Source organism: Methylomonas stagni, from assembly GCF_050154735.1.
Classification (GTDB): Bacteria; Pseudomonadota; Gammaproteobacteria; order Methylococcales; family Methylomonadaceae; genus Methylomonas; species Methylomonas koyamae_A.
Window position 1 is genome coordinate 2,541,586 of sequence record NZ_CP189557.1, and the last position, 13,564, is coordinate 2,555,149.

General features: G+C 50.0%; 11 protein-coding genes and 1 pseudogene. 9 read left to right on the forward strand and 3 right to left on the reverse strand.

Features of this window, described 5'->3' with window-relative positions:
• Position 1: 1 nt before the first annotated feature.
• Positions 2 to 1,375 (reverse strand): cysteine--tRNA ligase, encoded by a 1,374-nt coding sequence (cysS, locus tag ACP4CD_RS11745; protein ID WP_426991058.1) that lies wholly within the window; start codon positions 1,373 to 1,375, stop codon positions 2 to 4.
• A gap of 181 nt (positions 1,376 to 1,556) precedes the next feature.
• Here cysS and ACP4CD_RS11750 point away from each other — a divergent pair, with 181 nt between their 5' ends.
• The 8 genes and pseudogenes from ACP4CD_RS11750 to ACP4CD_RS11785 all read left to right on the forward strand — a co-directional run bounded on the left by ACP4CD_RS11750 (position 1,557) and on the right by ACP4CD_RS11785 (position 9,313).
• Positions 1,557 to 2,069, forward strand: a complete 513-nt coding sequence (locus ACP4CD_RS11750; RefSeq protein ID WP_269454742.1) for a peptidylprolyl isomerase — start codon at positions 1,557 to 1,559, stop codon at positions 2,067 to 2,069.
• A 4-nt stretch (positions 2,070 to 2,073) separates the two neighbouring features.
• Positions 2,074 to 2,844, forward strand: coding sequence for a UDP-2,3-diacylglucosamine diphosphatase (locus tag ACP4CD_RS11755; RefSeq protein WP_426991060.1), 771 nt, complete (start codon positions 2,074 to 2,076; stop codon positions 2,842 to 2,844).
• Between the two features lie 307 nt (positions 2,845 to 3,151).
• A complete protein-coding gene (locus ACP4CD_RS11760; RefSeq protein ID WP_426991062.1) occupies positions 3,152 to 3,928 on the forward strand; it encodes a S1C family serine protease in 777 nt (258 codons plus the stop codon).
• A 197-nt stretch (positions 3,929 to 4,125) separates the two neighbouring features.
• A pseudogene (locus ACP4CD_RS11765) lies at positions 4,126 to 5,345 on the forward strand (TIGR03013 family XrtA/PEP-CTERM system glycosyltransferase).
• Positions 5,346 to 5,601: 256 nt separating this feature from the next.
• Positions 5,602 to 6,519 carry a hypothetical protein gene (locus ACP4CD_RS11770; RefSeq protein ID WP_426991064.1) on the forward strand — a complete coding sequence of 306 codons (918 nt, stop codon included), beginning with the start codon at positions 5,602 to 5,604 and terminating at the stop codon, positions 6,517 to 6,519.
• The gene (locus tag ACP4CD_RS11775) at positions 6,497 to 7,189 is read left to right on the forward strand and encodes an AMP-binding protein (RefSeq protein ID WP_426991066.1); all 693 of its coding nucleotides are present in this window, start codon (positions 6,497 to 6,499) and stop codon (positions 7,187 to 7,189) included. The genes ACP4CD_RS11770 and ACP4CD_RS11775 overlap by 23 nt, the downstream gene beginning before the upstream one ends.
• On the forward strand, positions 7,156 to 8,274 hold the full coding sequence (locus ACP4CD_RS11780) for an AMP-binding protein (RefSeq protein WP_426991068.1): 1,119 nt from the start codon (positions 7,156 to 7,158) through the stop codon (positions 8,272 to 8,274). The genes ACP4CD_RS11775 and ACP4CD_RS11780 overlap by 34 nt, the downstream gene beginning before the upstream one ends.
• 43 nt (positions 8,275 to 8,317) lie before the next feature.
• Entirely contained in the window at positions 8,318 to 9,313 is a 996-nt protein-coding gene (locus tag ACP4CD_RS11785; RefSeq protein ID WP_426991070.1) for an SDR family oxidoreductase, read from the forward strand.
• Positions 9,314 to 9,659: 346 nt separating this feature from the next.
• On the opposite strand, the gene ACP4CD_RS11790 is transcribed toward ACP4CD_RS11785, so the two are convergent.
• Entirely contained in the window at positions 9,660 to 11,267 is a 1,608-nt protein-coding gene (locus ACP4CD_RS11790; RefSeq protein ID WP_426991072.1) for an FAD-binding oxidoreductase, read from the reverse strand.
• Between the two features lie 255 nt (positions 11,268 to 11,522).
• On the opposite strand from ACP4CD_RS11790, the gene ACP4CD_RS11795 reads away from it, so the two are divergent.
• Complete coding sequence (locus ACP4CD_RS11795; RefSeq protein WP_426991073.1) at positions 11,523 to 12,320, forward strand: PEP-CTERM sorting domain-containing protein; 798 nt, start codon at positions 11,523 to 11,525, stop codon at positions 12,318 to 12,320.
• Between the two features lie 253 nt (positions 12,321 to 12,573).
• On the opposite strand, the gene ACP4CD_RS11800 is transcribed toward ACP4CD_RS11795, so the two are convergent.
• Positions 12,574 to 13,509 (reverse strand): LysR family transcriptional regulator, encoded by a 936-nt coding sequence (locus tag ACP4CD_RS11800; protein ID WP_426991074.1) that lies wholly within the window; start codon positions 13,507 to 13,509, stop codon positions 12,574 to 12,576.
• Positions 13,510 to 13,564 lie beyond the last annotated feature (55 nt).

The window sequence follows — 13,564 nt, forward strand, 5'->3', positions numbered from 1 at the left end:
CTCAGTTTTCCCGCCGCCAAATGGTGTTCCCGCCGGCCACATCTTCCAGAATGACGCCCGAGCTTTTTAGGCGATCCCGGATCGCGTCGGCTCGCGCCCAATCTTTATTGGTTTTGGCGACTTTACGATCGGCAATCAAACTTTCAATGTCGGCCTCGGATAAACCGTCCGCGCCGCTACCGCCTTTCAGAAAATCGTCCGGATCGTCTTGCAGCAATCCCAAAATTCCGGCCAAACGCTTTAACGTCGCCGCCAGTTGGGCTTTGTGTTCGGTTTTGTTCAATTCGCGAGCCAAATCGAAAAGTACCGCCAGGGCCACCGGCGTATTGAAGTCATCGTCCATCGCTTGCTCGAAACGCAGCCGATAATCGACGTCGATGTCGATGTCGGCGATTTCGACGCCGCGCAGCGCCGTATATAAACGGGTCAACGCGGTACCGGCTTCGTCGAGCTGCTCGTCGGCGTAATTTAGCGGACTGCGGTAGTGGCTGGACAGTATGAAAAACCGAATCACTTCCGGCCGATATTGTTTCAGCACCTCTCGCACCGTAAAAAAATTGCCCAATGATTTGGACATTTTCTCTTCGTTAATCCGAACGAAACCGTTATGCATCCAATAATTGACGAAGGGCTGACCGGTGGCGCCCTCGGACTGGGCAATCTCGTTTTCATGATGCGGAAACTGCAAATCCATGCCGCCACCGTGAATGTCGAAATGATTGCCCAAGCAGCAAGTGGACATCGCCGAGCATTCGATATGCCAGCCGGGACGACCCAGACCCCAAGGCGATTCCCAGGCAGGTTCATTGGGCTTGGCCATTTTCCACAGCACGAAATCCAGCGGATCGCGTTTGGCCGCATCGACGTCGACCCGTTCGCCGGCATTCAAATCTTCGATGTTCTTGCCGGACAGCTTGCCGTAACCGTCGAAACGGCCCACCGCGTAAAACACGTCGCCATTGCCGCCGACGTAGGCATACTCTTTGGCGATCAGCGTTTCTGTCATCCGGATAATGTCGGCAATCGATTGAGTGGCGCGCGGCTCGATGTCCGGCGGCAATACCGCCAGCGCCCTTTCGTCCTCGTGCATCGCGGCGATAAAACGCTCGGTCAATTCGGTAAAGGCTTCGCCGTTTTCGTTGGCGCGCTGAATGATTTTATCGTCTATATCGGTGACGTTCCGCACATACGTCAGTTGGTATCCCGCATGGCGCAAATAGCGGGCCACGGTATCGAAAACCACCATCACCCGAGCGTGGCCGACGTGGCAATAGTCGTAAACAGTCATGCCGCAAACGTACATGCCGACCTTGCCGGGTTCCCGGGGAATGAATTCTTGCTTGCTGCGAGTCAGGGTGTTGTAAATTTTCAGCATCGGCGTTGATCGATTACGGCGCAAAGACTCCGCAATCTACCAAGATTCCGGCTTCTCTTTCAAGATAAAAACACATAGAATTCGCCGCTTACAGCGCTAACGAGGATATTTCATGCGTAACCGGTTCGCTTACCTGATGCTGTTTTTATTTTCAACCCTTTCATTTGCAACGGAAAACAAAATGTCGGACTCCCAATCCAAAGTCAAATTGACCACCACGCTAGGCACCATCGTCATCCAACTCGACGCCGTCAAAGCGCCTGCATCGACGGCCAACTTCATTGCCTACGTGAACGACGGCTTTTATAACGGCACGATCTTCCATCGTGTCATTCCGGGGTTCATGGCTCAAGGCGGTGGTTTCGACACGTCGTTCAATCAAAAAGCCACCAAGGCCACCATCCAAAACGAAGCGAACAACGGCCTGAAAAACAAGCGCGGCACCATCGCTATGGCCCGTACCAACGATCCTCATTCGGCCACCGCGCAATTTTTTATCAATTATAAAGACAACGCCTTTTTAGACCATACCAACCAAACGCCTAGCGGCTGGGGCTATGCGGTATTTGGCGAAGTCGTCGAAGGCATGGATGTCGTCGATGCGATGGCCAAGCAACCCACCGCCAACCGCGGCATGCATCAAGACGTCCCCAAAACCGACATCGTCATTGAGAAAGCCGAAGTCGTCGAATAACGCCATGCCGCAATCCTCGCTAGAGACGCCGAAGCAGGCGTCTCTACACCAGGATATTCTGTTCATCTCCGACCTGCATCTGGCATGGGAAAAGCCGGGACTAACCCGGCGCTTTCTCGATTTTTTGCAGCACCGAGCCTCGCGCGCCCAAGCCGTCTATATACTCGGCGATCTCTTCGACGCCTGGATAGGTGACGATGACAAAACCCCACCCAACCAAAGTATCAAAAAAGCACTGAGAACGCTGACCGAAGCCGGAACCCGGATTTTCTTGTCGCAAGGCAATCGGGACTTTCTGCTGGGCGAACAGTTTTGTCGGGAAACCGGCGTCACGTTGTTGGACGATTACAGCGTTATCGACTTGAACGGCACCCGAGTTTTATTGACGCATGGCGATTTGCTCTGTACCGACGACGAGGCTTACCAAGCGTTTCGGAAAAAATCCCGTAATCCTCGGTGGCGCAACAATGTACTGAGCAAACCATTGATACTTCGCCTGTTGGCCGCGCGCTGGTACCGCCTACGCAGCTTTTATCATAAGCGCGGCAAAACCGATGAAATCATGGATGTCAATCAACAAACCGTCGCCGAAACGATGCGCCAACATGGCTGCGACATTCTAATACACGGCCACACCCATCGCCCGAACCTGCACGAATTCCTGCTGGAAGGCCGCCATGCCAAGCGTTTCGTGCTGGCTGACTGGACGATAGACGGCGCCAGCGCACTGTGCTGGAACGGCTCCTCGTTTCAGCAGGAAAGGCTATACCCATAAAAAAACCGGTAACGCGGAACGGGATCTCACTGTTTCCCGATCGCGGCGCTACCGGCTGCACTATCTCCGCCCAAGTAGACCGGCCAATGCCGGTCAAGTTCCGCTGTTTCGGGAAAAAACCAACCGTAGCGACTCCGCGTCTCCAAATTCATCCAGCCATCCCGACCGAACCGTTTCCAAGCCAAAACTCTGCTTGGATCGAACCACCAACGAATTTGCGCCGCTACTCTCGGCAGGGTGTTAGTATTGACGACAAGATAGGCTAAACTTTAGGCATGGCTTCGTATGACCCCCTCGACAGTTCTGCATGATTAACTTAGCGGCATATTTTCTGGGTAGTGCTTTAACGCTTGCCGCCAGTGGCAACTTGCTTGCCAACGACAACAAACTTCCGGATACCATCGCCCTTATCAAACCCGGCGTGGTTGCTGTCGGAACTTACATGCCTACCCGTAATCCCAGGGCGCTGTTTTTGGGGACCGGCTTTGCGGTCGGTAACGGCGACCGGATCGTCACCAATGCCCATGTGCTCGAGAAAAAGCTGGACGGCGCCCGGTTGGAGCGTTTCGCCGTGTTCTATCTGCAGGACCAAAAAGAACACATGTTGATCGCGAATATTGCCGGCGTGGACGGAGAGCATGACTTGGCGATGCTGACGCTCGAAGGCGGCAAGCTACCGCCGCTGGAAATCGGCGATTCGCGAAAGGTTAAAGAAGGCGAGCAATTCGCTTTTACCGGCTATCCGATCGGCATGGTATTGGGCTTATACCCTGTCACCCATCACACCATGGTTTCAGCGATTTCGCCCAATGCAATCCCAGCCATCGCCACCAATCAATTGAATGTGAACATGCTGAGAAAACTGCAGACCCCGTACAACGTGTTCCAACTCGACGCGACCGCCTATCCGGGCAACAGCGGTAGCCCGCTTTACGATCCGGACTCGGGCAAGGTCGTCGGCATCATCAACAAGGTGTTCGTGCAAGGCAGCAAGGAAAACGCCATCACCAACCCCAGTGGCATCACTTATGCCATTCCGGCCGAATACATCCGAGCACTGGCCGGCCAAACGTCTCTCCAATAATTCTTCCCGGACCGTAATTCGCACCCAATATGATTCGAATCTTTCGACACTATATTTCAACGGCTTATTTATGGCTGTTAATCCTGGAATGGCTGGTCTTTTTTCTGGCGATGTATTGTGGCGCGACAGTCCGTTTTCTCTATACGGCCTCCTGGTATACCTCCAACGAACTGGGAGCCGCCGCCTTGATGTACTCAATGGTATTTACCGCCGCGTGCTCGGCGTTGGGGCTATACCGGAAAACGCTCGATAAGGAAGAATACAATATCCTACAGCGTATTAGTTTTGCGTTCGCCATTGCGGTTTTCATGTTGGCATTTATCTACTACGTGATTCCAGACCTGATGTTGGCACGTAGCGTTTTGATTTCCGCGCTGATTCTCTCCTACGCCGGGCTACTGCTGACCCGCCACCTGTTTTATCGTTTCGTGAACTTGGAAAAACTCAAGCGCCGGGTACTGGTCATCGGTTGCGGCCAGCGAGCCGGGGAATTGAGCGTCATCAATTCCAGTTACATTTATCGCGGCTTCGAAATTGTCGGTTATGTAACACTCGAAGACGAACCCATCAACGTACCGCACGCCATCGCACTCAACGAGAAATTGCGCTTGAACGACATTGTCGAAGCCGCCGAGGTCGACGAAATTGTCATCGCGGTGGACGATAGGCGCAAAAAGCTCCCTGTCGACGAGCTGCTGGACGTCAAGATGTCCGGCGTTCAAATCATGGATTTGCAAACCTTTTACGAGCGCGAACAGCGCTTGATATATCTGGAAACGTTAAGCCCGAGCTGGCTGGTGTTCTCCGACGGTTTCGTTAACGACGGCACCCGCCCTATCGTCAAACGCACGTTCGACGTGATTGCCAGCTTGTTATTGCTATCCGTCAGTTGGTGGATCATGGTGCTGACCATGATGGCGATCTACGTCGAAAGCGGCTTTGGCGCGCCGGTATTTTATAGGCAGCGGCGGGTAGGCTATCGTAGCGAGGTATTTAACGTCATCAAATTCCGCAGCATGCGAGTGGATGCCGAAAAAACGGCGCGCAATGGGCCGCTCAAACAGACGACAGGGTCACCAAGGTCGGCAAGTTTATCCGCAAATATCGGATAGACGAGCTTCCGCAGCTGCTGAACGTGTTGAAAGGCGACATGAGCTTCGTTGGCCCAAGACCCGAACGCCCCGAATTTGTGCAAGGTTTCGAAGAACGCATCCCCTATTACAAGGAAAGGCACCGGGTAAAACCCGGTATCACCGGCTGGGCGCAGCTATGCTACCCGTACGGCGCCAGCGAGTACGACACCCTGCAGAAATTGCAATATGACTTATATTATGTAAAAAACTACAGTCTGTTTTTAGATTTGACCATCATGATGAGCACCGTCGAGGTCATCTTATGGGGTAAGGGAGCCAGATAGTTTTACCGAGCGCAACACCCCTCGCCTGTTAGCGCGAAATTAAGAACCTGTCCCTGGAGCTATTATGGCAAACTGCGTTAAATGTTTAATATCCGATGCGGTACCCGGAGTCATACTCGGCAAAAATGGGATTTGCCATCTGTGCGAAAACTATAAACCGGAAGACAGCCAAATTTTAGATAGACAGCGTGCCGAACGCGAAGCCGATCTGGAAAAAGCCCTGCGCGAGTGTAAGAATCAAGCGGAATACGATTGCTTGGTGCCGCTTAGCGGCGGTAAGGACAGCATTTATTTACTTTATAAGTTAAAAGTCGAATACGGCCTTAAGGTTCTGGCCTTCACCACCGACATCAATATTCCGCCGTTAGCCTGGGACAATATCCGTCGCACGTTGAATAAGCTGGACATCGACCATGTGGTTTACCGGCCTTCCGAGCAGTTTTACCAAAAGCTCTTCCGACATTTGCTGAAAAACCAGGAACCGCGCGGCGCGGTATACACCGTGTCGTACGTCTACGCCCCGCTATTCGAGGGCGATGCCATTAAGTTGGCCCTCGAAAAAAATATTCCGCTGATACTGGCCGGATATTCGCCCGGCCAACCCGAACCTGAACGAATGCTTTACGAGTTCTCCAGGGATTTGATTGCCAAAGTCGATTGGACGCCACCGGCACTGAAAACCAGCACCGAATTTGACGAACTAGAGCTTTCCCGATTTTTCAATCCCCAGAACTATCCTTCCGGAACTGTATTTCCCAGATACTTAGCACCCTATCACGCCTGGCGTTACAACCAGGAACAGATCATGCAAAAAGTCGTGCAACTGGGTTTGGTAAAATCCGGAAAGCACGCCAGCCCGATATTCAGCAATTACCCAATCAATTGGCTATTAATGTATTCAGACTTAAAGCATTTTGGGTACAACCCGTATCTGCCGGAGTTTTCCGCATTAATACGCGAGGGCAAGGCCAATGTAAACCAATGGCGCATACTCGTGCCTATAATCGACTTTATGCTCAAAAAGAAAGTATTTTTAGGCAGTGAGGTGACAAGAAGCCTGAAATGGCTTGACCTATCGGAAAAGGAATTGACCGTAAACCACCCACTGGGTGCTTACGATCCACCCATGATAGCAACAAGGAGATTGCAAAATGCAAAGAGTGACGCTCCCTGAATTGTTAGCCACAAGAGCCAGGCAAACTCCGAACGCTAACGCTCATTGGTCGCTCGATATTCACGGCCAATGGTCACCCACCAACATCAGCCAATTCTATTTACAGGCAGTCGATCTAGCTTGGCAGCTAAAAACTCTCGGTATCGAAAAAGGGCAGACAGTCGTTGTTTTGGCGGCAAGCTCAAGCCAATGGGAATTGGCACATCACGCAATTCTGATGCTCGGCGGCGTCATTGTCGGGATAGATCCCGAAGAAACCGCGGAACATCTCGAAACCATCTCCACTCTGGTCAAAATCGATGCCATGATTATCGATCGAGTTGGACGTTTGGAAAAATTTGGCGACAGCGTCTTTAATCAAATATCCACCGTTATTTCACTTGAAGATGCCAGCGAATCCGGTAAGAGCAAGCTTCACTCGGTGACCATTCACGACCACCTCGACGAAAAACTCGACCACACGGTTTTATCAACGGCGATATTCCCCAACGACATTGCAACGATCATATTCACCTCCGGCACCACCGGTACCCCCAAGGGAATAGCGTACAGACACGAACAGATCGTCACCGCTATTCAAGCCATATTGGACACCTTCCCGGAAATTGGCCAAGCCCCTGCCATTTGGTCTGTTGGTTGCCGTTATCGAATCTTTTTCAACGCATTGTAAACCTATGTGCGCTTGCTGGAGGTTCGGAAATATTTTTCGTAACTCAGCCGCAAAAAATCATTGAATATCTACCTCAAATCAACCCGCATGTCTTTATTGCTGTCCCGCGTTTTTACGAAAAGCTCTATCAAGAAGTCGAGAACAAATTAAATAGACAACCAAAACCTATCTATCACCTCCTCTGCTATTGTCTGTCTGCGGGGGAAAACGATTCGCCGGTCGGATGCCTATTTCGTTTTATCAATCGCCACCTATTCAAGTCGTTTACATCATTGTTCGGATGCAACATTCGATATTTGATTAGCGGTTCCGCTCCGATACCAATTTGGCTGCTAAAACGCTTCTACGCAACAGGGCTGTTGATTCTGGAGTCCTACGGTCTCAGCGAAAACGTTGTTCCGATTGCCGCGAACCGCGGCAACGACTACCGATTCGGCACTGTCGGTAAACCACTAAGCCCTAATAGGGTAATACTTGCGGAAGACGGTGAATTACTCGTTAAAGGCAGCGGAGTTTTTGGTGGCTATGTAGCGGAACAACAAGAAGACCGCAGATTAACGACGGACGGTTATTTGGCGAGCGGGGATTATGCCGAGATCGACGAACACGGCTACATTCGCCTGACCGGGCGAAAATCCGACGTGTTTAAGACCTCCACCGGCCGCAAAATCGCCCCTGTCGAAATCGAAGACTTGTTAAAAAGCCATAGTAAAATCGAGCACGCGGTTGTATTCGGCGCAAACCGCAAATTTTTGACAACCTTGGTAACAGTGGGAGCCAAACGACCAGAAGACGCCGGCGAAATGCTCGATTTCGCCAGAAAATTAGCGAAGACGCTCGCCGAAACCGCAACGGAATTACCCAATTACAAGCGCCCGGTCGGTGCTGTGTTAAGCTTTTCGTCACTGTCGGTCGAAAGAAATGAACTGACGCGTAATTTAAAGCTGTTGCGGAGGAATATTCAAAGAGATTACGGAACGTGGATTAACCAGCTTTACGACGCATTAGACAATGGCGATTCAACTATTCACCAGCAACCCCTGTTGATTGAACCTAATATCGTGCTGCTGAAGTTACCGGCCTGACAAGTCCTTTTGCAGATCGTCCAATCGCACCCAAGGAATAACGATGAAATCCAATTACTTCGTCACAGGCGCGACCGGCGCTATCGGCAGCATGCTGGTACCGCTATTGCTGGAAGAACCACAAAACCGAATTTGGTTGTTAATCCGCGCGAAATCACCCGAGCACCTCCGGCAACGACTAGAGGAACTGATTGAATTCTGGGAACTGGATACCACTCGAGCCGACGACGCGCGCCGACGGATTAGCCTACTACAAGGGGACACCGATGAGCCGCGCTTTGCCCTATCCGAGCAAGCCTATGGAGAAATCGTTAATTCATGCACGCACATTATCCATAGCGCCGGCGTGGTACGGATGAATCTGCCGCTGGACACGGCTCGCAAACACGCATTGAGCGCCGTCAAAAACATTGTCGAACTGGCTCACGCCTGCCAAGTGGCGGGAGTATTGCAGAAGGTAGAATATGTCAGCACTATTGGGGTAGCTGGCAAGATGTCCGGCTTAATACCGGAAACATGGATTACCGAAACGAGAGCATTTCATAACACATACGAGCAATCCAAGGCTGAAGCAGAAGATTATTTAAGAGAAAAGATGCCCGAACTCAATTTACCTGTAACTGTACACCGTCCGAGTATGGTTGTCGGACACTCCGAAACAGGTAAGATCATTCACTTCCAAATTTTTTATTATATTTGTGACTTTCTGTCAGGGCGCCTTACATTTGGACTATTACCGCACCTCGGCAACGCAAAGCTGGATATAATACCCGTTGATTATGTTGCAAAATGTATAAAAACCAGCTCGCAAAGACTAGATTTCGTTGGAAAAATATTTCATCTTTGCTCCGGACCCGATCAAGCATTAAAATTAGTCGATATAATAAAAATATTACAATGCATATCAAAGGAGCATGTTTTAGATATACCGAAAGTTATATCTATTCCACTATGGGCTTTCAATATATTAACCAAAGCTACTAAACATTTTATCCCGAAGAGTACCCGCAGAAAAACAAAGTCATTTCCTTTTTTTTAGCATATTTAGAGGCTCGGACCAGCTTTGACAACCAATTATCAGTGCAGACTCTACCGATCCAGCCACCTTTAACCCACACATATTTTCAAACAGTAATTACACGATATTGGACTCGCCAGCGATTTAAATAACAAGTGGTTTTTTTGCGCAATGCTCAAGTATATACAACCTGTCTTTCGAAGGATTATGATTTATTAAACCTTTTGATTTTGCTAAGGAACCTCTGACTAATTCAGTTTTTCAAAACATTCGAATACATAAGCCGTTGATTTAATTAGTTATAGAATACTAGGTTGCGAATTAATCAGAGGTTCCCTAACGACTACATTGCTGAATGAGCGAAGAATCACAATCCGTAACGCCCCGGAGCCATAATATTACTCGGATCCACTGCTTTCTTTACAGCTTGCAAGAAAGAAGGTACTGCATTTTTTTCGCTTGGCAAAGACATAGACTGAATGCCCAGCCTATAAGGTATAAATCCTAATGCTATACCGGTATCCAACAACTCGTGATAACACGCATGAGCACGAGCAACCTCTTCTGAATTTTGCCTATCAAACAAAATTGGTATCGTGCTATCCCAACAGCGATCGGAAATACTCGTTAGCGTAATTAGTGGCTCAATTTTGTGTTTTACACAAATTTTCGTAACCATATCAATATAGGCTCTTGTCAAACTCGGCTTCATCGGCAAAAGCGGGGAGTACCAGATTAAACCGCAACCGTCGACATCTGGATTCATAGGCGTCCCGTCTGCCGGCATGACACCCGATCGCCAATAAGCGAGAGGCAAGGCTATTTCGCTTGGCTCTCCTGCAAATATCTGCATGCTCTTGTTGACAGATGCCAAACCCTTTACAATTTGCGAATCCCGGAAGATCGGGATAGCTGAAGCTAGTTTAAATAAAAATCTCGCTTTTTTTGGCGTGAAGAACACCAACCGCTTAGCAACCGGACCTAATATTTTGCAAATTTCGCCTTTCACCGCCTTCACGACCTTCTTATTGCCGTAGATTGCTCCAACGCCGGTCCATTCCATAAATAGATTGCGCCGCATCAGTTTTTTCAAAACCGCGTCAGGAATCATTCCATTCTCGCCTAGCCTATCCTTCGGGTAAGGTTCCGACATCGACAACATCCGGTGTCCGTTCATCAAATTTATCGATCCCGTCACCGCACCGACTTCTCTAAGAACCTGCCGCACTTTTTCTACGGCCAACTCCAAATCGTCAGACTTTTTTACGCCAAAGAAGAAAGCCTCGACTCGTTCTGGCTTAGGCGCCAAGGCTATCGTCATTTTCGTCACAATTCCAAAATTGCCTTGAGAAAACAAACCGTCACAGTATGGCCCCATCCCATACTTGAAGGCCTTATCTATCTCAACTCCGCCCAACCCCTCCATCATGGAACGATAAATTTCACCGTTTGGCAGAACAGCTTCCAAACTCATCACCGCGCTAAAATGGTCGGCATAAGGCGTTATACCGTAACCGCGTTCTAGAGCGTTGCCGACCAAACTGCAATCCGGACCGCCTCCCGTTACAGGGACGATATAAGGATGCCCATGCGCTCGTAAAAAGGCATCTAATTGACGTTGAGTAACACCAGGCTCAATAGTAACTAAACCTGTTTCATCATCGAAGTCGATAATCTGAGTCATATGTGACAAATCCACCAGTACGGAACAATCCTGGACGGGATTTTTCGATCCATAGCCCCAGTTTCGTCCTGTGCTAAAGGGATAGAGGGAAATGCGATGCTCATTGGCAATCCTAACAACTTCACACACATCCGAAGCGCTCGAAAGCTCAAGGGTAGCGATAATACGGCGCCGTAACATAGAGCAATCGCTAGTAACGATGTCCAACATATCCGAATCAGCATTGACCCTATCAGCACCAATTGCTTGTTGAAAACGGGTCAAGGCAATGGCAAATGCATCTGGTTCCATTTTAATTCCCCTAAAAACCGACTAGTCCTTAAAGTATAGCAGCTTCAACCAAGAACCATTGACCTCTCCTGCGGCAAAACGAAGCGTCGGCTTTTTTTACACCACAAAAAATACCAGAGAGCGCTCATCGCACAAGACAGAATAAAAATCATAAATATCAATATATTATGGCTATTTAAGAAAAGCGGCACAATACATGCTTGTAAAAATACGACTCATACAAGTCCTTAACCAATCAAACTAAGGTGAACCAACATGAAAACAACGACAAAACTCAAATTAATCGGCGCAATCAGCATGATAGCTCTCAGCGGAACAGCAAGCGCATTAAGCGTTAGCCACGTAAACTGGGATCCAAACTACATTGACTCTACAGACCATGACTTTCTAAGTGAATTCAAGTTTACTCAATGGTACTCAGCCAGCGACACCGGTTCCGCAGTGTTCAATAACGGAGTCGCGATCAATACCGTAACAAGTACTGTCGCTGGTGGCGGTGTTGGAGCCACTGGTTTCTACCTAGAAGGTGTAGGCGAAATCGACCGCGTTAACGGAGGATTTTCATCCGGCCCTGCTTTTATGGATGCAGGTTACGAATTGACATTTGCGTTTGGAGGTATTTCGTTGAATTTCGACTCAACCTACGATACGACCAACGCATGGGCTAGAATTTACGTTAATGACTTGACCCCAAACTACACCACTCCGGCTGGTAGTGGCGCAGAAGTTGACGCCGCTCAGACTGGGACCGTGTGGCTTGATTTAGTGATTGATTCTTTGATCTTTAACACCGGTTCCAATATCCAAGGCGGTAGCGTTTCAGCAACATTACGAGCAGTCGGCGGTACGGCATATTCCTATTTCGACCCCAAAACCCTTGAATACAACTCCAGTGCGTTTTTTAACACTACCGCCAATGACAAGTACTCAAACGGGGGAAACGGCCAGCTTAACGGCAACACAGTAACTGTACCAGAGCCTGAATCGTTAGCGCTGTTAGGAATCGGGCTTTTAGGTCTAGCGGGTCAGCGTAAACTCAAAGCCAGAGCATAATATCCGCGTAAGCAGATCGAATTACCAAGCGATATTGCTATATACCAACCGCCAGTTCTAACAGACTGGCGGTTATTTTTTGCCTTAGTGCTTCCGGTCAACTTTTGTAACTTGGTCTCACTACACAGCATTTCCCCCTCAATATGCCATATTTATAAGGGCAGCACCGTTAAATCGACACCTCTTATCGTAGCCTAAGTAACCTCACTACGCCCAGCTTTTTCACCTTCCTCGGCGACAAATCATCTGTTCATTAGAATGCCCCCTTACCGAAGCGCTCCGCCAAAAAATCCAAGAACACTCGAGTCTTGGTCGGCATTAGCTTTCGGCCTGGGAATACCGCCCAGACATCGACACCGGGAAGTTGCCAGTCCGCTAGCAAACGCACCAGTTCACCAGTATGCAAACTCAATTCACCGTAGACTTTTGGCGCCGCGACAATACCGCGACCCAGACGAGCCAGTTTAACCAATAACTCCGGCGAATTGGCGGTGACCGCCGCGGGCGGCAGGCCGGTCCAAAGTTCTTCACCGCGCCGCAACCGCCAGGGCGCGATTTCTTGATTGGCCGCTACCAGATGCAACGCGGTATGCTCCGCCAATTGCCGGGGATGATCCGGCGTGCCGGCGCGCGCCAAATAGTGTGGCGCCGCGTACAAACCGAATTCGAACCGGTCCAGGCGCTTAGCCGCCAACATCGCGTCGTCGGCCAATTCGCCAACCCGAATCGCCAAGTCGTAGCCTTCCCCAACCAAATCCACCCGTCGCGGCGATAGATCCAGGGCCAACACCACATCGGGATAGCGTTCCCCGAATTCGGCTAACAGCGGCGCCAAAGCCAAACTGGCGAAATCGCCGGGAACGGATAAACGCAACCGGCCGGACGGCGTCACTTGCCGATGCGCCGCCCAGGCCACCGCCGCGTTGGTTTCCTCACCGATTTGCCGACCATGTTCCCGCAAACGTTCGCCTAGCTCGGTCAGGGTCAACTTACGCGTCGTGCGTTGCAACAAACGCTCGCCCAGACGCTGCTCCAGCAACGCGATGCGCCTAGACAACGACGACTTGGGCAATCCCGCCGCTTCGGCGGCCCTGGAAAAGCTGCCGCAATCGGCCACCTTGGCGAATAGCCACAAATCGTTCGGCTCGATGCCGGGATATTGTTGCTCTAGTGGAATAATGTTATCCATTTTCACGTCTTATCGTTTTGATTATCCCGAATTATAGTAGCCCCATCCACTGACA